The following is an 18,712-nucleotide window of genomic DNA, read 5'->3' as shown; positions in this document are numbered from 1 at the left end:
GTGCACACACATGAAACTCAACGATCTTCGTGACAATCCCGGCGCCCGCAAGGGCCGCGTCCGTGTCGGCCGTGGTATCGGTTCGGGCGTGGGCAAGACGGCCGGTCGCGGTCAGAAGGGCCAGACGAGCCGCTCGGGCGTCTCGATCAACGGCTTCGAAGGCGGTCAGATGCCGCTGCACATGCGCATCCCGAAGCGCGGCTTCAACAATATCTTCGCCAAGGACTTCGCTGAAGTGAACCTGGGCGCGATCCAGAAGCTGGTCGATGCCGGCAAGCTGGAAGCCAAGGGCGTGATCGATCATGCCGCGCTCAAGGCCGCTGGCGTCGCCCGTGGCGGCAAGGACGGCGTGCGCATCCTGGGCAAGGGTGAGCTGACCGCGAAGCTGTCGTTCAAGGTCGCCGGCGTCTCGGCCGGTGCCAAGGCCGCGATCGAAAAGGCCGGTGGTTCGGTCGACGTGATCGAGGTGGTTCCCGCCGCCGAGAAGGCCGCCGCCAAGCACCGCGTGGTGCAGAAGCAGCGCGCGGCCGACAAGGAAGCCAAGAAGGCTGGCAAGGCCTGATCTGACGTCCTGTCGCTTTCGGGCTGACAAGCCTGAAGCACGCACTATATGGAGCGGCGGGGCGGGCCAGACATGGCTCCTCCGCCCTCTTTCTTTTCGGGGTCCAGACACATCATGGCATCCGCTGCCGAACAGATGGCCGCCAATCTGAGCCTGTCGCAATTTGCGAAGGCTACCGAGCTCAAGAAGCGCCTGTGGTTCACGCTGGGCGCTCTCATCGTCTTCCGTCTGCTCAGCCATGTTCCGCTGCCGGGTCTCGATCCGCGCGCGCTGCAGACGCTGTTCGACACGACGAAGGGCGGCGTGCTCGATTTCTTCAACACCTTCTCGGGCGGTGCACTCACCCGGATGTCGCTGATCGCGCTGGGCGTGATGCCGTACATCACCGCCTCGATCATCGTGCAGCTGGCGACCTCGCTGTCGCCGCAGCTCGCCGCGATCAAGAAGGAAGGCGAAAGCGGCCGCAAGAAGCTCAATCAGTACACGCGCTACGGCACGGTGTTGCTGACTGCGATCCAGGGCTATTTCATCGCCGTTGGCCTTGAGACCTGGGGCGCCAGCGCCGGCCTCGACGCGGTGATCGTCAATCCGTACCTGTTCCGCGTCACCACCGTGATCTCGCTGATCGGCGGCACGATGTTCCTGATGTGGCTGGGTGAGCAGATCACGAGCCGTGGCATCGGCAACGGCATCTCGCTGATCATCATGGCGGGTATCGTCTCGCAGCTGCCGACCGCGCTGGCCAACGTGTTCGAAGGCGGCCGCACCGGTTCGATGTCGCCGATCCTGATCGGTGGCGTGATCATCGGCGTGATCGGCCTCGTCGCGCTGATCGTGTTCATGGAGCGTGCGCAGCGCAAGGTGCTGATCCAGTATCCCAAGCGTCAGACCGCCAAGGGCATGATGCAGGGGGACAAGAGCTTCCTGCCGCTGAAGATCAACACCGCCAACGTGATCCCGCCGATCTTCGCCTCGTCGCTGCTGCTGATGCCGCTGACGATCAGCCAGTTCGCCGGGCAGCGCGTGGCGGGTGAGAGCGCCTGGGGTGATTTCGTGATCACCATCAACCAGTATCTGCAGCACGGCACGCCGCTCTACATGGCGCTCTATGCGTTCGGCATCATCTTCTTCTGCTTCTTCTACACCGCCGTCGTCTTCAATCCGGAAGAGACCGCGGACAATCTGAAGCGTTATGGCGGCTTCATCCCCGGCATCCGTCCGGGCAAGACGACCGCCGATTATCTCGATTACGTGCTGACCCGCATCACGGTGCTGGGTGCGGCCTATCTGACCTTCATCTGTCTGGTGCCGGAATATCTGGTCGCGCAGGCGGGTATTCCCTTCTATCTGGGGGGCACCAGCCTGTTGATCGTCGTGAACGTCACGATCGACACCGTCACGCAGATTCAGAGTCACCTGCTCGCGCATCAATATGGTGACCTGATCAAGAAGGCGAAGCTCAAGGGGGGAGTGCGGCGTTGAATATAATCCTGCTGGGGCCTCCTGGGGCCGGTAAGGGGACGCAGGCTGAAAAACTGGTGGCGGAGCGGGGCATGGTCCAGCTTTCGACCGGTGATATGCTCCGCGCGGCCGTAAAGGCCGAGACCCCGATCGGGCTGCAGGCCAAGGCGGTGATGGAGGCGGGCCAGCTCGTCTCGGACGAGATCGTCTCCGGCCTGATCGGCGAGAAGCTCGATTCGATGGCCAAGGATGCCGGCGCGATTTTCGACGGCTATCCGCGCACCGAGGCGCAGGCGCTCTCGCTCGACGAGATCCTCAAGAGCCGCGGCCGTTCGCTCGATCATGTGATCGAACTCGAAGTGAACGAGGATGCGCTGGTCGAGCGTATCACCGGCCGCTTCACCTGCGCCAAGTGCGGCGCGGGCTATCACGACACGTTCAAGCAGCCGAAGGTCGAGGGCGTCTGCGACGTCTGCCAGTCGACCGAGTTTAAGCGCCGTCCGGACGATAATGAGGAAACCGTGCGCACCCGCATGGCCGAATATCGCGCCAAGACCGCGCCGATCCTGCCGATCTATGAAGCGCGCGGCCTGGTGAAGCGCGTCGACGGCATGGCGGCGATGGATGCCGTCACCGCGCAGATCGCGGCGATCCTCGACGGCAAATAAGCCTGAACGCGCCCCGCGCGGGGCTGCGACGTAAATAAGGGGCGGATACGGGGTGATGAAGCCCGTATCCGCCCCTTCGTCATTTCCGGCATGCCTCCCCTTTGTGGGGGAGGATGGCTCGCGCGTCCTTCGTTAGGACTCGATCGTCCCAAAGCTGAAATTCCCTTGGCTTTACCGTATTTTCATGGTTGCCTTGGTCTTAGGGACTGGATGTCGAACCCGATGGAGCAACCGCCAAAGATCAGGAGACGTCGCCGGCGTCGGCGGTCGCGCGCTCTGCAGGAAACGCAGGCGTGGATCGTCCTGCTCATCCGCTACGCCAAGACATTGTGGCACTGGCTCATGCTGCTGGCGCTGATCATCTTCATCCTGCTGGTCGGCTTCGCTTATCCCACCCTGGCGTGATCCAGACGCGTCTATTGCATCGCGGCCGTAATTATTTGGTCCGTAAGTCGCTTACCCCCTTGCCGTCGTAACAATTTCGCGGGATGCCTGCATCCTGAGCCTCGTCCGCGGGCAATGGACTTGGCCGTTTCCAGCAGGGGGAGTGCCAGAATGGCCGTTTCCGATCATGTCGACTTGCCGACCTTCATCGACGGCGTGAAGAAGCGCAATCCGGGTCAGCCGGAGTTCGTTCAGGCGGTGCAGGAAGTCGCCGAAGACATTTACGATTTCATCGCCGACAAGGAAGAATATCACAAATATCAAATCCTGCGCCGCATCGCGGAGCCGGATCGCGTGATCAGCTTCCGCGTCTGTTGGGAGGACGATAACGGCAACATCCGCGTCCAGCGCGGTTGGCGCGTCCAGAACAACAACTCGATCGGGCCTTACAAGGGCGGCATCCGCTTCCACCCGTCGGTGACCGAAAGCGTGCTGAAGTTCCTGGCGTTCGAACAGACGTTCAAGAACGCGCTTACCGGCCTCCCGATGGGCGGCGGCAAGGGCGGCTCGAACTTCAATCCGAAGGGCAAGAGCGCGAACGAAGTGATGCGCTTCTGCCAGAGCTTCATGAACGAGCTCTATCGCCACATTGGCGCCGACGTGGACGTCCCCGCGGGTGACATCGGCGTGGGCGGTCGCGAGATCGGCTATATGTTCGGCCAGTATAAGCGCCTGACCAACGAGTTTACCGGCGTTCTCACCGGCAAGGGCCTCGAATATGGCGGCTCGCTGATCCGCACCGAGGCGACCGGTTATGGCGCGGTCTATTTCCTGCTGGAGATGCTCAAGACCAAGGGTCAGGATCTTGTCGGCAAGACTGCGGTCATCTCCGGCTCGGGCAACGTCGCGACCCATGCGGCCGAAAAGATCAACCAGCTCGGCGGCAAGGTGCTGACGCTCTCGGACTCCGAAGGTTTCATCTACGATCCGGAAGGCATCAGCCAGGAGAAGGTGAACTGGGTCAAGGATCTGAAGAACAAGAAGCGCGGCCGCATCTCCGAATACGTCAAGGAGTTCAAGGGTTCGGAGTTCCACGGCGGCGGTGCGCGTCCGTGGGGCGTCACCTGCGACGTGGCGGTGCCCTGCGCGACCCAGAACGAGCTGAACGGTGATGAAGCCCGCCTGCTCGTCAAGAATGGCTGCATGGCGGTGTCCGAAGGCGCCAACATGCCGACCACACTGGAAGGCGTTCATGTCTTCAAGGACGCCAAGATCCTCTACGCCCCCGGCAAGGCTGCAAACGCGGGCGGCGTCGCCGTCTCGGGCCTCGAAATGAGCCAGAACTCGGCGCGCATTTCGTGGAAGGAAGAGGAGCTTCAGCGCCTCCTGGTCGACATCATGCAGGGCATCCATTCGCGCTGCGTCGAATATGGCACCCAGTCGGGCGGCCATATCGATTATGTGAAGGGCGCCAACATCGCCGGCTTCAAGAAGGTCGCCGACGCGATGCTCGCCTACGGCGTCGTCTGATCGCGACCAACGCCTGAAACGAAGAGGGGCGCCGGAGATGATCCGGCGCCCCTTTTGTTTTGATCCTCCCCGGAACGGGGAGGGGGACCATCCGCAGGATGGTGGAGGGGGCAGAAGGCTGGCGGTATCGCCCGAGACCAGCCCCCTCCGTCGCCTTCGGCGCCACCTCCCCGTGCCGGGGAGGATTTACGGTTAGAACCCCACCGCGATGCTCTTGTGCTCCAGATAGCTCTCGATGCCGTACTGGCCGAGTTCGCGGCCGAGGCCCGAGCTCTTGAAGCCGCCGAAGTCGAGGTCGCCCAGGAAGCCGTTGTTGATCGTGATCGTGCCCGCGTCGAGGCGCGCCGCCAGCCCATGCGCGTTGCGCAGGTTGGTGGTCCAGATGCGTGCGGCGAGGCCGTATTGCGTGTCGTTGCCCCACGCGGCGAGCGTGTCGAGATCGTGCGCGTCGGTGAAGCGCTGAGCGACCAGCACCGGGCCGAAAATCTCTTCCTTCACCAGCGTCTTGGTCTGGTCGACGTTCGCGATCAGGGTCGGCTCGATGAAATAGCCGTCGCCGGGGATCAGGTTGCCGCCGGTCACGATCTCACCACCTTCGTCGCGGCCGATCTGCAGGTAGTTGGTGACGCGATCGAGCTGCTTCTGCGAGATGATCGGTCCCATCGTCGTGTCGGTTTCGAGCGGCTGACCGACCTTGGCGGCCTTGGCATGCTTTTCGAACCCCGCGACGACCTTGTCGTAGATCTTGTCGTGGATGTAGAGGCGCGTGCCTGCGGCGCAGAACTGGCCGGTCTTGTAGAAGATGCCGTTCGAAATGCCCGCGATCGCGGCTTCGACGTCGCAATCGGGGAACATGAACACCGGCGACTTGCCGCCCAGCTCCAGCGTCACGCGCTTGAAGGTGGGGGCGGCGAGGCGCAGGATTTCGGCGCCTGTCGCGGTCGATCCGGTGAAGCCGACCTTGGCGACGCCGGGGTGCGAGGCGAGCGGCGCGCCGGCCTCAGGCCCGGTGCCGGTCACGACGTTGAACACGCCTTCGGGAATGCCCGCTTCCAGCACCAGTTCGCAGAAGCGCAGCGCGGTCATCGGCGCCAGTTCGGCGGGCTTGTGGACGAAGGTGCAGCCCGATGCGAGCGTCGGCGCGATCTTGAACATCGACAGGATCATCGGCGCGTTCCACGGCGTGATCGCTGCCGCGACGCCGACGGGCTGACGCGTCGAATAAGACAGCATTTCCGGGCCGCTGTTCGACATCGGCACCTGCCCGAACAGCTTGTCGGTCCAGCCCGCATAATAACGCAGATAAGCGACGGCCATCGCGATATCGCCGTGGCGGACGTGCATGATCGGGTTGCCCGCGTCCATGACCTCCAGCGTCGACAGCTCGTCGATATTGGCTTCCATGAGATCGGCGAGCTTATGCATGATCGCGGTGCGCTGCGCGGCGGTGAACTTGCTCCACGGGCCGTGAAACGCCTTCTCCGCGGCCTTCACCGCCAGATCGATATCCTTGGCATTGCCCGCCGCGACCGTGGCCAGCTTCTGCTTGGTCGACGGGTTATAGACGTCGAGCGTGCCGCCATCGACGGGATCGACCCACTGGTTGTTGATGAACAGCTTGTGCTTCCGGGGCAGGAAGTCGGCTTTCAGCTTTTCGGCGTGGTTCGCGAATGGCGACAACATGGGTCAGGCTCCTCCTGGGCGGCCGCGCATCCGCGCGACGTCTCGCTTTGCGAGGGGAGGAAATAACCGAACCGCTCGGGTCGACCTACCAGTTCTGGGGTAGTCCCAACCTATCTCCCCTCCCTGCCAAGGGAGGGGCAGGGGGTGGGTGGCGAAGTCGAGGGCTCGAAGCCCGAGATGAAGCTTTACGGGACGAGCGGGGATGCTCGCGACTGCGTCGCTCGCACCCACCCCCAACCCCCTCCCTAGGCAGGGAGGGGGCTAGAACTTACTCCGCCGCGATCGGCTCCGGGCTGGGCGCGCTGTCCTTGAACGCGGGATAGACCTCCTTCGCCAGCAGCTTCAGGCTGTCCGCCGTCTCCTTGTGATCCAGATAGGCGCCCTGGCCCATCATCAGGAAGTGTCCGAGGCCGCCGACCTGATCGGCGAAACGCTGGATCTGGCGCACCACCTGATCGGGCTTGCCCCAGAACAGAAGGCCCGCTTCGGCTAGTTCGTCCAGCGTCGGCTTGGCGGGCAGCGGCTTGCCGTCGGGCATCAGCCCCATCGACATCTGCTTCGCCGGCCCCGCCAGATAGGCCTGCGCATTCGCCTCGACCGGCGCATAGCCCGCCGGGTTGAACGTCCCCGCCGGCGAACGCGGCACCGTCGACCAATAAGCATAGAGCGCGTGCGCGCGCCGCTCCGCCTCGGCCTGATTGTCCGCCGTCACCGCCATGCCCAGATAGGCCAGCCGATCGAGCGGGCATTCGCGCCCCCACGTCTCCTCATAGACCTTGCGATAGCCCGCGAAGGTCGCCTTCGCCTGATGTCCGCACAGGAACGATGCGAGCGTATAGCCCTTCTGCGCGACGATCTTCGCCGACATCGCGCTGCTGCCCGGCATCCACATCGGCGGGTGCGGGTGCTGCCAGATGCCGGGGATCACGTTGACGGTGCGATAGTGGAAATGCTTCCCCTCCCAGCTGAAGGGGCCGTCGCGCGTTGCCCACGCCTTCAGGATCAGGTCGTGCGCTTCCCAGAAACGCTCCATCATCCGCGCGGGGTTCGAATTGGAGATATAGAGTTCCCAGCCCGATCCCTTGACGAAACCGAACTCCAGCCGCCCGCGTGAGATCATGTCGATCATCGCCAGCTCCTCGGCGACGCGCAGCGGATCCATCCGGTTCGCCATCGGCACGCCCAGGCACAGCAGCCGCGCCTTCTTCGTCTCGCGCGCCAGCACCGCCATCGGGATGGCAGGGACGGAGGACATGCACGTCATCGACGCATGATGCTCGTTGACCATGATGTCGAAACCGAGTTCGTCCGCCAGCCGATATTCGTCGAGATAGCGGTGGAACAGGTCGGCCACCACCTCACGGTCCATCATCGAACTCGGCGGCACGATGCGAAGCGGATCGGTCGTCTTGTCCCAGGCGGGGTGATAGCTCTGCTCGGTGAAGTGCCAGAAGCGCATGTCTTCTCTCCTCAGGCGGCGACGGGCGTCAGAAACGCTTCGATCGCGCGCGCGGTCGCCTCGGTCTGCTCGACATGGGGGAGGGCGCCCGCCTCCTTGATAAGCTCGAACCGCGCGCCCCGAATCCGCTCGGCATAGGCGCGGCCATATTCGACCGGCGCCAGCCGATCGCTCTCGCCCCACAGCACCAGAGTCGGCGCTTTGATGCGGTGGAGCCGGTGAACCAGCTTCGGATTGTGGAGCAAGGGCGACCAGCCGTAGAGCGAATGGCTCTCGCGGTTGCGCGCAATCCGCCGCGCGCCCTCGATCGTTGGCGCCTTGGTGCCGGGCCGCGGCTTGTGCCAGCCCATCTCCGCGATCACTTCGGGCAGCAGGTAGAAGATGTCGGCCACGTCCTGCTTGTCGCGCGAACCGACCTTGATGCCATAAGCGTCGATCAGCACCACCTGACCGATCCGCGCCGATCCCATCGTCGCGATCTCGGCCGCGATCCACCCGCCAAACTGCGCGCCGACGAGGATGACGTCCTCCAGCCCCTCCTGCTCGATATAATCGAGGTAGAAGAAGGCGAGATCGTCGACGCTGTCGAAATGGCCGGGCAGGTCGCTGCCGCCGAACCCCGGATGCGACAGCGCGTGGACCTCATGCCCTTGTGCCAGTCGCTCGATAAACCCCGCGCCGAACTCGATCCCGCCGCCATCGTGCAGATAAAGCAGCGGCCGCCCGCTCCCCATCTTCACGCGCTCGGCATTCACGCCCGCAACGTCGATCCTCTCAAGAGGCAAACTCTCCAACATGCGCTCTCCTTTCTGCCGTGGAGGCGTTGATGGAAGTGACTATCGAACCGATCGGTCCATGACGCCAATGATTTTTGGAGGCGCGTTTCGATCGCAAAAGTGCATCAAGCGCACATCGTCACCCCGGACTTGATCCGGGGTCCAGCTTCTTCTGTCTCTTCCAGCGTTGGAGAAGGTAGCTGGACCCCGGATCAAGTCCGGGGTGACGGAGGGCGCGTAGTCCGCCAGCTAAGCCTACCCCATTTGAGGAAGCCGCCCTTGCGCCCGCCGGGCAATGACCGGCAGGATCGTTCGGCCAACGAACGGATGGGGAGGAAGTGCGTGAGCGAGGCGGACAGCCCGAAGCTGAACTATGACCTGCTGATGGCCTATGAAGGCAAGGGGCGGCAGGACTGGTCGGTCAAGGACACGATCATCTACAATCTGGGTGTCGGCTTCGGCATTTCGGCGATCGACGATCCCGAACAGCTTCGCTTCGTGCTGGAAGACAAGATCGCCAGCTTCCCCACGATGGGCGCGGTCGTCGCGATCTCGGCGGGCATGTATGCCGATCCGCGCTACGGCATCGCCTATAACAAGATCCTGCATGGCGAAGAGGCGATCGAGCTGCTGCGCCCGATGCCGGCCAGTGCCACCTTCACTTCGACCAACAAGGTCGACGGCATCTGGGATCGCGGGGCCGAGGGCGGCGCGATCATGCAGGTGAGCCGCACCGTGTTCGCCGATGATGAGGCGGTCGCGGTCAATCGATCGGTCTATATGCTGCGCGGCAATGGCGGCTTTGGCGGATCGATGGAGGGCGCGCCCAAGGCGGCTGCCGCCCCCGATCGCGATCCGGACGGCTATTATGATCTCGCCACCCGCGACGAACAGGCGTTGATCTATCGCCTCTCGGGGGACACCAACCCGCTCCATTCGGTGCCCAAGGTCGCCGCCAAGGCGGGCTTCCCCAAGCCGATCCTGATGGGCCTGTGCAACTGGGCGATCGCCGCGCGGGGCCTCGTCGCCGGGCTCGCCGATGGCGATCAGACCCGGCTCAAGCGCGTCGGCGCGCGCTTCGCCAGCGTGGTCTATCCGGGCGAAACGATCCGCACCGAATATTGGAAGCTGGGCGATGGCGAGATCGCCTTCCGCTGCCGCGTGGTGGAGCGCGACCAGATCGTGCTGACCGGCGGCAAGGCGACCATCGCATAACGACAGGACACGGGAGAGCGACGATGAAGGACTTCAAGGGCAAAGGCGTGTTCATCACCGGTGCGGCCAGCGGCATCGGCTTCGGCCTGGCGCAGTCGTTCAGCGAAAAGGGCGCCAAGGTCGCCATCGCCGACATCCGCGTCGAAGCGGCCGAGGAAGCCGCCGCGAAGATCCGCGCTGCGGGCGGGGATGCGGTCGCCGTCCAGCTCGACGTCGGCAATCCCGAAAGCTGGAAGGCGGCGGCGGATGCGGCCGAAGCGGCGATCGGCCCGATCTCGGTCCTGTGCAACAATGCCGGCACCTCGGGCGCGCAGGCGGTTGTGGGCGTGAAGCCGCTCGACGAGATGATGCCCGCCGAATGGGAATTGCTGACCCGCGTCAACTTCTCCGGCCCCTTCTACGGCATCCAGACCTTCGTTCCCCGCTTCAAGAAACGCGGTGGCGAGGCGCATGTCGTCAACACCACCTCGATGGCCGGGATCATGCCGCAATATGCGGGCCTGCCGCCGGCCTATGTCGCGACCAAGTTCGGCGCGGTGGGCCTGACCGAGCAACTGCGCCTCGAGCTGATGGACGAGTTTCCGAACATCGGCGTCTCGATGCTCGCGCCGGGCACCGTCGCCACCGACGTCCGCAAGTCCGCGCTCCAGGTCGCGACCTATGGCGACGACGTGACGCCCGACGGCTTCAAGGACGGCTATGCCGAGTTCATGGAAGCCGCGATGAGCCCGTACAAGGTTGCGCAGGCGGTGCTGAAGGCGGTCGAGGAGAACCGCTTCTACGTCTTCACCCACCCCGAATATAAGGGCATGTCGGACCACTTCGCCGCCCGCATCGCCGCCGGCTGGGGCGAAAGCGCCGACCCCACCTACACCGATCCGCTGCCCGAGCCGCGCTGATACGAAATCCTCCCCGGAACGGGGAGGGGGACCATCCGAAGGATGGTGGAGGGGGCGAGCCGCAAGCGCTAGGCCAGCCTCCTACCCCCTCCACCGCTTCGCGGTCCCCCTCCCCATGCTGGGGAGGATCGGTGGTTATCAGGCGAAGTTCGCCTGACCGCCATCCAGCGGGATCACCGCGCCGGTCACATAGCCGAACGCCGGCCCGCACAGGGCGGCGACCGCCGCGCCGATATCCTCCTCGCAGCGGCCGATGCGGCGCAGGGGGATCGTCTTGAAGAAGGCGGCGGCTTCCTCGGGATTGTGTTCGATCCACCATTTGAGGCCCGGCGAGTCCGCATGCGGCGCCACCGCCAGCACACGGATATTGTCCTCGCCCCATTCGGCCGCCGCCGCGCGGGTCAGGGACTCGGTCGCGCGTTTCACCGCGCCGTAGTGGCCGAAGCCCGCCATGTCCCAACGCCGCGTCGCCGATGTGGTGAGGTTGATCACGACGCCTCGGCCCGATGCCTTCAGATGCGGATGGCACAGCCGCATCAGCCGTAGCGCCGCGAGCGGCCCGGAATCGAAGCTCGCCTCGAAATCGGTGTCCGACACCGACAGGATCGTGCCGAGCGCGACCTCCTGCGCATTGTTGACGAGGATATCGACCCCGCCGAACGCCGCGACCACATCGGCGACGAGCGCTTCGATCGAGGCCGCATCCTTCACGTTGCACGCAAAGGCGCGCGCCTCGCCGCCCGCCGCCGCAATCTCGCGCGCTACCGCATCGAGCTTCTCGACCGTCCGCCCCGCCAGCGCGATCTTCGCGCCCGCCTTGGCCAGCGCCAGCGCGATCCCGCGCCCCACGCCCTGTCCGCTACCGGTCACGATCGCGGTCCGTCCTTCCAGCATCACCATCCCTTTCATTGTTGGAGCGGTGTGTAACGGGCGGTGGCGCTCTGTCGAAACGCCATGACGCGGCTTTCCGGAAACAGGGAAGGGCGGCCCCATCGGGACCGCCCTCCTCATTCAACCGCAATCGTCAGACGATCACGCCTCGTCGGGCGCGCTGTAATATTCGTAGAGGACGCGGTGGAAGTTGGAGACCGAGGCTTCCTGCACCGGATTGGTGCGGCCGCCGTGGAAGCCGCGGGAGAGCATGCCCTTCTGGGTCGCTTCCATGTTGCCGAAATCCTCTTCAAGGAACGGGTTCTTGCCTTCGAACTCCTTGGGCGACGGATAGAAGTCGCGCGCGACCTCCGGGGCCTCACCCTCGGCGAAGCGTTCGAGCGACCAGAAGTCCCACAGGCACGATGCGGGATCGTCGCCGTTCGGGCGCATCCGGTGCCACAGGGTCGCATCCGCACCCGGCACCAAAGTGGTGTTCGGGAAGATATGGATGTCGGTCGGCGCGTGCGACATGAAGAATTCGGGGGTCAGGCCCGCGGGCCATTCGATGCCCTTCTTCGCCAGTTCCTCCTTATGCGCCTCGCCCAGCTTGATCAGCACGGCCATGTCATCGGCATCCTCGGGCAACTCGTCGAGCCGCTTGGTCGCCTCCAGCAGCATCGGCGTGATCATGCTGCCCGCATAATCCCACAGACGCTGGGTCTTGTACTGGATCCGCTCCTTCACGCTCGCTTCGACGACGTTCGGGAGAACCTTCTCGCTCTTGTCGACCGCCGGTTCGTTCGGCTGATAGAAGGCGCCGTGCTTGCCCAGCCCCTTGGTGGTCGAGCCTGGCCAGCCATGCTTGAACACCGACGGATGCGTCGCGGCCGAATGATAGGCTTCGTTGAACGCGTCGACGACGACCTTCCAGTTACACGGCACCACGATCGAGGTGTAGGAGCGGAAGCGCTGCTTCTCCATCTCGAACGGATCGAGCAGTTCCTTGACCGGCTTCAGATACTCATCGAGCGGCTCGATATCCGGGTCCATCGAAACCCAGACCCAGCCGGCCCAGGTGTCGAGCTTCACTTCCTTCAGATTGACCTGATCGTCCGAGAAGGTCTCGCAACCGTCCCAGTCCTCGCGGTTCAGGATGCTCTCCAGCGAGCCGTCGATATTGTAGCGCCAGCCGTGGAAGTTGCAGCGCAGGATCTTGCCGGTGCGCCCGCAATGCGTGTCCTTCAGGCGACGGCCGCGATGCTGGCAGACGTTGTAGAACGCCTTGATGCTCTTGTCGGCCTGGCGGACCAGCAGGATCGATTCCTTGCCGATGTCGAAGGTGACGAAGTCGCCGGGGCGCGGCATCTCCTCCTCGCGCGCGGCGAGCAGCCACGTCTTGGGCCAGAGCTTCTCTTCCTCCAGCTGGACATAGCTTGGATAGACATAGGCGTCGGCCGGCACGAAATCGGGCCGGACGGGCTCGGGCAATTTGATCGACACGTCCTTCATAACAATCCCCGCAGATTTCAAAGGCGCATTCCGCGCCGGCTAATGGCATTCCCTGGAAAGTTATAACGCGCTTTGATAATTCTCAATCGCGACGATTTTTCCTCAGTTTCGACATCATCCCTGCTTGGGCGGCACGCGGACGACGAGCCCGTCGAGCGCCTGAGTCAGCGAAATCTGGCAGGAGAGGCGGCTGTTCGGCGCGACATATTCGCTGAACTCGAGCAGCTCGGTCTCCACCTCGGTCGCGGCTCCCACCGCGTCCATCCACGCCGGATCGACCAGCACATGGCATGTCGCGCACGAACAGGCGCCGCCGCATTCGGCGATGATGCCTTCGACGCCCGCCGACTGGGCGACCTCCATCACCGAGAAATTGGGCTTGCCCTCGCCGGTGCGCTCGGTGCCGTCGGCTTCGATATAGGTAACGCGGATCATCTTTTTAACTCGTAAGCCTCAGTCGTGGCCGATCTTGATGCTGCCCTTGTTCGGGTGGCGCGAATGCCAGACCTCGACATCGGGCGCGCTCTGCAACTGCGGGCGCATCACCTGCGCCAGGCCTTCCAGCGCATAGCTGCCCGCGTGTTCGTTGAAGAGGCGCGTCTTGATATACTGCGTCATCGTCAGCCGCGTGTTGCGCAGGGTGACGGGCGAGCAGGTCTTGATCAGGTTCTCCGCGACCTCATAGGCGCGCGCCAGCAGCTTTTCGCGCGGATGCTTTTCGGCGACGAAGCCCTGGACCAGCGCGTCATCGACGCTGATCGACTGGTGGAGATATTGCATCGCCCGCGCGCGGTTGATGCCGACCAGCATCTGCCACAGCACCTGAATGCCGTCGCCCGCGACCACGCCGACCGCAACGTGCGAATCGTCGCGGAAGAAGGCGTCGTCGGCCGCCAGCACAACATCCGACAGCAACGGGATTTCGGCATGATAGGTGGCGGGGCCATTGACGATGCCGATCACCGGCACCGGAATGTCGAGCAGCTGGGTGAACAGGTCACGCTCGGCGCGGTACAGATAGTCCCACCACAGCGGGGTCACGCCCTCCTGATCGGGGTAATTGTCCAGGTCGTAATCGGTGCACCAGCGATCGCCGCCGCTGGTCAGGATCACGATCTTGTTCTCGGGATCATGGCCGACGTCGAAGAAGGCGGCGCCCGCCTCATGCTGCGGGCCGTCGGGCATCGCGCTCCACTTGAGCGGGCCGCCGTCGGTGGTGAAGGTCATCTGGAGGATGCCGTCGCGGCGCTCGAACGTGATGTTCTTATACTTGTTCTTATAGTCGTCGAGCTTCGTGAACATGTCCGCTCCTCTGGCCTAATATCCCTGGGCCTCTGCGAGCCCACTGCGCGTCGATTCTTCCTACCGTGCCCGCTTTGCCTCGGGCTACCATATTTGAAGTGGATCGGGCGTTGCCGTGCCTACTCCTTTTGGGATAGGGCGCGTGCCATGTCGCCCGATCTCGCAACCCTGATTGACGCTATCTATGCCGGCAGCATGGAGGATCCGCCCTGGGATCGCTTCCTCAAGCTGCTCGCCGAGGCGACCGCGTCGAGCTACGCCACGCTCCACCTGCGTTTCCCGAACGAGCGGCGGCGCGGGATCATGCTCAATTCGAAGGTCCACCCCTCGGGCATGGACAGTTTCGAGCGGGTCGATCGCGATACCGATCCGTTCCGCACCTTGCCCGATCGCAAGGCGGTGATCCTGTCCGAACTGCTGCCGGGCAAGGAATTGGAGCGACATCCTTATTATCGCGATCACCTGCAGAAGCTCGGGCTGATCGATTTGCTCGCGATCAACATCGTCGATCCGAAGTCCGGGCTGCGCGTCTTTCTGCGCTGCGCCCGCGTCGAGGGGGAGGGGCGTTTCGGCGCGGCACAGCGCGAATTGTTCGAAACGCTTGAGCCCCGGATGCGCGTCGCATTGCGCTCCTACGCGGGCAGCGTCCTCACCGGCTATCAGCGCGACGTGCATGACGAAGTGACGCGCAGCCTTGCGATCGGATCGATCGTGCTGAACCGCGAGCGCCACGTCCTCCTCGCCAACCAGTTCGCGCAGGCGATCGTCGACGGCCGCGACGGGCTGTTCGTGGCGCACGAAACGCTCCACTGCGTCGACCGCGACAGCGAGCGCCGGTTCGAGCGCGCGTGCGAGGCGTTGTTAGCCGGGGAGGAACCGCGCCAGCGCACGCTGATCGCGCGCGGCCGCGCCGATGGCGGCTTCTGGAGCTTGCAGCTTCGCGCGGTCGATCGCGAGGTGCTGGTCGACGAGGATCATGCTGCGGCGATCATCGTGCTGCTGAAGGGCGGTATCCAGCGCGTCGTCCCGCCCGCCTTCCTGATCGACGTCTTCGGCTTCACCGCGCGCGAGGCCGAACTCGTCAGCGCGCTCGCCGGCGGGATGAGCATCAAGGAGGCTGCGGTCGCGATGTCGATTTCGGAGGGGACGGCGCGCGTCCACCTCCGCTCGATCTTCGCCAAGGCAGATGTCGAACGCCAGTCGCAGCTTGTCGCGCTGGTTCTGGCGCACGCCAACGCGGTTTGGTGACCTCCAAATCCTCCCCGGCACGGGGAGGGGGACCGCGAAGCGGTGGAGGGGGCTGGTTACAAGGCGATCCGCCCCGCCTCTTGCCCCCTCCGTCAGCTTCGCTGCCACCTCCCCGTGCCGGGGAGGATCTTTACGTCGCCAGAAACGCCAGCAGATCCGCGTTCAACCGCTCGGGCGCGGTCGCGAACAGGCCGTGGGGTTCGCCGTCATATTCGATCAGGGTCGCGCCCGTAATCCCCGCCGCCGCCGCGCGGCCGGTCGCGTCGATCGGCACGGTCTTGTCGGCGGTGCCGTGGATGATCAGCGTCGGCACGGTGAAGGCGCTGAGATCGGGCCGGAAATCGGTCGTCCCGAACGCATCGACACAATCGAGCGTCGCTTTGGGGCTTGCCATCACCGCAAGCTGGAAGGTCCAGTCCATCAGCGCGCTCGACACCGGCTTGGAGACGAGGCCGACCCCGTAGAAGGTCTTGGCAAAGGTCTGCAGGAAGCCGAAGCGGTCCTTGCGGATTTCCGATTTGATATCGTCGAACGCATCCTGCTGCACGCCGTCGGGATTGTCGTCCGCCTTAAGCATGAAGGGCACGACCGACGCGACCAGCGCGGCGCGCTTCACCTTGGATGCGCCATGCCGCGACAGGTAACGCGCCACCTCGCCGCCGCCCATCGAGAAGCCGACCAGCGAAACGTCGTTCAGCTCCAGATCGGCGATGATGTCGGCCAGATCGTCGGCGAACGTGTCATAGTCATAGCCGCGCGCCGGGTGCGCCGAATGGCCGAAGCCGCGCCGATCATAGGTGATGACGCGATAGCCCGCCTCGATCAGCGCCAGCGTCTGATATTCCCACATGTCGCCGGTCAGCGGCCAGCCGTGGATCAGGATCACGGCGGGGCCGGTGCCCATATCCTTGACGTGGATCGGCATTCCATCGCGGGCTTTGACCATCGGCATCGGGGGGCGTCCTCCTGTTGTGGAGCCGCCTGAACCCGCATGCGATCGCTTTCGATCCTCTCGTTACGCCCGGGGTTTAGTTGGAACCCAGCAGCGCGCGCCGCCGGCCATAACCGAAATAGACCGCCAGCCCGATCACGTTCCAGATCAGGCAATAGAGCAGGGTGCGGCTGGGCAGGCTGACGAACAGATAGAGACACCCCGCGACCGCGCCGATTCCGACCAGCCACGCCAGCGGCGTGCGGAATGGGCGCGGAAGATCGGGCGAGCGCTTGCGCAGCACCAGCAGGCACGCGCCCACCGACATGAAGGCGATCAGCGTGCCCGCATTGGCGAGCGCGGCGATCTGATCGATCGGCAGCACGCCCGCCAGGATCGCGACCAGCACGGCGGTCAGCGCGGTAATGCGCGCGGGCGTGCCGCGCTTCGAAACGGCGGCGAGCTTGGGCGGGAGGAAGCCGTCGCGCGCCATCACCAGGAAGATGCGGCTCTGCCCGTAGAGGAAGGCGAGCAGCACCGTCGGCAGCGCGATCACGGCGGCCGCCGCGACGATCTGCGCGACGCCGGGGCGCCCTATTTCGCGCAGGATCAGCGCCAGCGGCTCGGGGCTGTCGGCGAAGCGGGTGAAGGGGATCGCGCCCACCGCGGCGGCGGCGACGCCGATATAGATGAGCGTGCAGATCACCAGCGAACCGACGATCCCGATCGCCAGATCGCGCTCGGGCCGCTTGGTCTCCTCGGCCGCGGTCGAGATCGCATCGAAGCCGTAAAAGGCGAAGAAGATGATCGCGGCGGCGGCCATTACGCCGCGTTCGATCCCGTCCGGGCCGGCCAGCTTGGCGAAGCCGAAGGGCATGAAGGGATGGAGATTGTCGGGCTGGAAATAGGGCAGGGTGACGGCGACGAACAGGATCAGGGTCACGATCTTGATGATCACCAGCAGGCTGTTGAGCCGTGCGCTCTCGCGCGTGCCGAACATCAGCAGGCCGGCGACGACGGCGATGATGAAGATAGCGGGCAGGTTGATGAGGCCGCCCAGTTCCGGCCCCTTCGCCAGCTCCGCTGGAAAGCCGACGCCCGCGAGCAAGGGCGCGGCATAGCCCGACCATCCGACTGCGACGGTCGAGACGACCAGCGAATATTCGAGGATCAGGCTCCACCCGACCACCCAGGCGAAAATCTCCCCCAGCACGACATAATTGTAGGTGTAGGCGCTGCCCGCCGCGGGCATCATCGTCGACAATTCTGCGTAAGCCAGCGCCGCGCACGCGCAGATCGCGCCGGCGATCGCGAAGGACAGCAGCACCGCCGGCCCCGCGCGATCGACGCCGACGCCGATCAGGGTCAGGATGCCGGTGCCGACGATCGCGCCGACGCCAAGTGCCACGAGATGCGGCCAGGACAGGCTCTTGACGAGCCCGCCCCCCTCCGCCTGCGCCGCCAGCCGCCCCATCGGCTTGCGCCGCATCCAATCCGCCATTTTGATTGCTCCGTATCTGTTGGTGCGGAGCCTATCGCCGTTTCGGGGGGACGTCACGGGGGGGCGAAGCGGGGAGAGGAGCACTTCCCTCTTCTCCGTCGCCCCAGCGAAGGCTGGGGCCTATGTCTCTCGTCTCCACGGTGCCGTTTGCCACGGCAGAAATAGGCCCCAGCCTTCGCTGGGGCGACGGAGTGGGGGCGGATTCGTGGCGTAGAATCAGGACAGGTGAAGGTCGGCGCGTCCTGCCAAAAGGGCACCCGGACGTTGGGTAACGTAAAGATAGTCGTGCGGGCATGGCTGGGGCCGACCGAACCGACATGCTTAGCCTGCTGTCACCAGGCCAGGGGATGCGGTCCTGCGATTGGCTGCTGCCATCCTTGCAGGGGATGGCCCCGGCGATTGGAAACGAAGCATGGTTTGTCCGGTCGGGGCTACCTGGGATGTGGGACTCTGACTTCCCGCAGTGGATCGGCCCTGTCTTTCCTTCAAAACCGCACGTCGCCTCCGCCTGCCGGCGGGTTCGTCCAGCACATGCCGGCGAGAAGCGTTGTACATCCGCTTCTGAAACCGGATGACTTCGCGCCGACCTGTCACGGCCCGGATGCGGAGCGAGCTCTGCTCCGGGCCGGTCCTGCATCCCCAGGCTGATCGGGCGAGAGGATGGTGGAGCGACTAACCCAAATGGTTCGTTTTGTCAAGGGTGTTCTGTAA

At 64.5% G+C, this 18,712-nt stretch carries 17 protein-coding genes; 8 read left to right on the top strand and 9 right to left on the bottom strand.

Annotation, left to right across the window (positions count from 1 at the left end):
- Window positions 1-10 precede the first annotated feature (10 nt).
- The 5 genes from rplO to gdhA all read left to right on the top strand — a co-directional run bounded on the left by rplO (window position 11) and on the right by gdhA (window position 4,605).
- Window positions 11-562 (top strand): 50S ribosomal protein L15, encoded by a 552-nt coding sequence (gene rplO / locus EOD43_RS21375; RefSeq protein ID WP_127746245.1) that lies wholly within the window; start codon window positions 11-13, stop codon window positions 560-562.
- Between the two features lie 114 nt (window positions 563-676).
- Window positions 677-2,044 carry a preprotein translocase subunit SecY gene (gene secY, locus EOD43_RS21370; protein WP_127746244.1) on the top strand — a complete coding sequence of 456 codons (1,368 nt, stop codon included), beginning with the start codon at window positions 677-679 and terminating at the stop codon, window positions 2,042-2,044.
- Window positions 2,041-2,691, top strand: a complete 651-nt coding sequence (locus EOD43_RS21365) for an adenylate kinase (protein ID WP_127746241.1) — start codon at window positions 2,041-2,043, stop codon at window positions 2,689-2,691. The genes secY and EOD43_RS21365 overlap by 4 nt, the downstream gene beginning before the upstream one ends.
- A gap of 222 nt (window positions 2,692-2,913) precedes the next feature.
- Complete coding sequence (locus EOD43_RS21360; RefSeq protein ID WP_127746239.1) at window positions 2,914-3,096, top strand: hypothetical protein; 183 nt, start codon at window positions 2,914-2,916, stop codon at window positions 3,094-3,096.
- Window positions 3,097-3,246: 150 nt separating this feature from the next.
- A complete protein-coding gene (gene gdhA, locus EOD43_RS21355) occupies window positions 3,247-4,605 on the top strand; it encodes an NADP-specific glutamate dehydrogenase (RefSeq protein WP_127746237.1) in 1,359 nt (452 codons plus the stop codon).
- 192 nt (window positions 4,606-4,797) lie between these two features.
- Here gdhA and EOD43_RS21350 read toward each other — a convergent pair whose 3' ends face one another.
- The 3 genes from EOD43_RS21350 to EOD43_RS21340 form a co-directional block, all read right to left on the bottom strand.
- The gene (locus EOD43_RS21350) at window positions 4,798-6,288 is read right to left on the bottom strand and encodes an aldehyde dehydrogenase family protein (RefSeq protein ID WP_127746233.1); all 1,491 of its coding nucleotides are present in this window, start codon (window positions 6,286-6,288) and stop codon (window positions 4,798-4,800) included.
- Between the two features lie 268 nt (window positions 6,289-6,556).
- Window positions 6,557-7,747 carry an LLM class flavin-dependent oxidoreductase gene (locus EOD43_RS21345; protein WP_127746231.1) on the bottom strand — a complete coding sequence of 397 codons (1,191 nt, stop codon included), beginning with the start codon at window positions 7,745-7,747 and terminating at the stop codon, window positions 6,557-6,559.
- A gap of 11 nt (window positions 7,748-7,758) precedes the next feature.
- Window positions 7,759-8,544, bottom strand: coding sequence for an alpha/beta fold hydrolase (locus EOD43_RS21340; protein ID WP_127746229.1), 786 nt, complete (start codon window positions 8,542-8,544; stop codon window positions 7,759-7,761).
- A 321-nt stretch (window positions 8,545-8,865) separates the two neighbouring features.
- Between EOD43_RS21340 and EOD43_RS21335 the strand changes: the two genes are divergently transcribed.
- A complete protein-coding gene (locus tag EOD43_RS21335) occupies window positions 8,866-9,738 on the top strand; it encodes a MaoC/PaaZ C-terminal domain-containing protein (RefSeq protein ID WP_240653446.1) in 873 nt (290 codons plus the stop codon).
- 23 nt (window positions 9,739-9,761) lie between these two features.
- Window positions 9,762-10,637 (top strand): SDR family oxidoreductase, encoded by an 876-nt coding sequence (locus EOD43_RS21330; protein ID WP_127746227.1) that lies wholly within the window; start codon window positions 9,762-9,764, stop codon window positions 10,635-10,637.
- Window positions 10,638-10,775: 138 nt separating this feature from the next.
- On the opposite strand, the gene EOD43_RS21325 is transcribed toward EOD43_RS21330, so the two are convergent.
- From EOD43_RS21325 to EOD43_RS21310, 4 genes are all read right to left on the bottom strand, one after another.
- Window positions 10,776-11,531: an SDR family NAD(P)-dependent oxidoreductase gene (locus EOD43_RS21325; protein WP_338069022.1), complete on the bottom strand. Its 756-nt coding sequence runs from the start codon at window positions 11,529-11,531 to the stop codon at window positions 10,776-10,778.
- A 138-nt stretch (window positions 11,532-11,669) separates the two neighbouring features.
- Complete coding sequence (locus tag EOD43_RS21320; RefSeq protein ID WP_127746225.1) at window positions 11,670-13,019, bottom strand: aromatic ring-hydroxylating oxygenase subunit alpha; 1,350 nt, start codon at window positions 13,017-13,019, stop codon at window positions 11,670-11,672.
- Between the two features lie 114 nt (window positions 13,020-13,133).
- Window positions 13,134-13,454, bottom strand: coding sequence for a 2Fe-2S iron-sulfur cluster-binding protein (locus EOD43_RS21315; protein ID WP_127746224.1), 321 nt, complete (start codon window positions 13,452-13,454; stop codon window positions 13,134-13,136).
- 18 nt (window positions 13,455-13,472) lie between these two features.
- Complete coding sequence (locus EOD43_RS21310) at window positions 13,473-14,321, bottom strand: enoyl-CoA hydratase/isomerase family protein (protein WP_127746222.1); 849 nt, start codon at window positions 14,319-14,321, stop codon at window positions 13,473-13,475.
- Window positions 14,322-14,468: 147 nt separating this feature from the next.
- Between EOD43_RS21310 and EOD43_RS21305 the strand changes: the two genes are divergently transcribed.
- Complete coding sequence (locus EOD43_RS21305; RefSeq protein WP_164857386.1) at window positions 14,469-15,569, top strand: helix-turn-helix transcriptional regulator; 1,101 nt, start codon at window positions 14,469-14,471, stop codon at window positions 15,567-15,569.
- A 130-nt stretch (window positions 15,570-15,699) separates the two neighbouring features.
- Here EOD43_RS21305 and EOD43_RS21300 read toward each other — a convergent pair whose 3' ends face one another.
- Together EOD43_RS21300 and EOD43_RS21295 are read right to left on the bottom strand one after the other, a co-directional pair.
- Window positions 15,700-16,521 (bottom strand): alpha/beta fold hydrolase, encoded by an 822-nt coding sequence (locus EOD43_RS21300; RefSeq protein ID WP_127746218.1) that lies wholly within the window; start codon window positions 16,519-16,521, stop codon window positions 15,700-15,702.
- 76 nt (window positions 16,522-16,597) lie between these two features.
- Window positions 16,598-18,001, bottom strand: coding sequence for an amino acid permease (locus tag EOD43_RS21295; RefSeq protein WP_127746216.1), 1,404 nt, complete (start codon window positions 17,999-18,001; stop codon window positions 16,598-16,600).
- Between the last annotated feature and the right edge of the window lie 711 nt (window positions 18,002-18,712).

Origin of the sequence: Sphingomonas crocodyli (genome assembly GCF_004005865.1) — a bacterium.
GTDB classification, from domain to species: domain Bacteria; phylum Pseudomonadota; class Alphaproteobacteria; order Sphingomonadales; family Sphingomonadaceae; genus Rhizorhabdus; species Rhizorhabdus crocodyli.
The sequence above is the reverse complement of the archived record's forward strand: the minus strand, read 5'-3'. Positions and strand labels throughout refer to the sequence as shown.

What these genes read in the sequence shown, in the direction of transcription:
- gdhA (WP_127746237.1), top strand. Translation starts at nt 3,247, where the DNA reads ATGGCCGTTTCCGATCATGTCGACTTGCCGACCTTCATCGACGGCGTG.
- EOD43_RS21340 (WP_127746229.1), bottom strand. Translation starts at nt 8,544, where the DNA reads ATGTTGGAGAGTTTGCCTCTTGAGAGGATCGACGTTGCGGGCGTGAAT.
- secY (WP_127746244.1), top strand. Translation starts at nt 677, where the DNA reads ATGGCATCCGCTGCCGAACAGATGGCCGCCAATCTGAGCCTGTCGCAA.
- EOD43_RS21320 (WP_127746225.1), bottom strand. Translation starts at nt 13,019, where the DNA reads ATGAAGGACGTGTCGATCAAATTGCCCGAGCCCGTCCGGCCCGATTTC.
- EOD43_RS21300 (WP_127746218.1), bottom strand. Translation starts at nt 16,521, where the DNA reads ATGCCGATGGTCAAAGCCCGCGATGGAATGCCGATCCACGTCAAGGAT.
- EOD43_RS21350 (WP_127746233.1), bottom strand. Translation starts at nt 6,288, where the DNA reads ATGTTGTCGCCATTCGCGAACCACGCCGAAAAGCTGAAAGCCGACTTC.
- EOD43_RS21310 (WP_127746222.1), bottom strand. Translation starts at nt 14,321, where the DNA reads ATGTTCACGAAGCTCGACGACTATAAGAACAAGTATAAGAACATCACG.
- EOD43_RS21295 (WP_127746216.1), bottom strand. Translation starts at nt 18,001, where the DNA reads ATGGCGGATTGGATGCGGCGCAAGCCGATGGGGCGGCTGGCGGCGCAG.
- EOD43_RS21330 (WP_127746227.1), top strand. Translation starts at nt 9,762, where the DNA reads ATGAAGGACTTCAAGGGCAAAGGCGTGTTCATCACCGGTGCGGCCAGC.
- rplO (WP_127746245.1), top strand. Translation starts at nt 11, where the DNA reads ATGAAACTCAACGATCTTCGTGACAATCCCGGCGCCCGCAAGGGCCGC.
- EOD43_RS21315 (WP_127746224.1), bottom strand. Translation starts at nt 13,454, where the DNA reads ATGATCCGCGTTACCTATATCGAAGCCGACGGCACCGAGCGCACCGGC.
- EOD43_RS21305 (WP_164857386.1), top strand. Translation starts at nt 14,469, where the DNA reads ATGTCGCCCGATCTCGCAACCCTGATTGACGCTATCTATGCCGGCAGC.
- EOD43_RS21360 (WP_127746239.1), top strand. Translation starts at nt 2,914, where the DNA reads ATGGAGCAACCGCCAAAGATCAGGAGACGTCGCCGGCGTCGGCGGTCG.
- EOD43_RS21325 (WP_338069022.1), bottom strand. Translation starts at nt 11,531, where the DNA reads ATGCTGGAAGGACGGACCGCGATCGTGACCGGTAGCGGACAGGGCGTG.
- EOD43_RS21345 (WP_127746231.1), bottom strand. Translation starts at nt 7,747, where the DNA reads ATGCGCTTCTGGCACTTCACCGAGCAGAGCTATCACCCCGCCTGGGAC.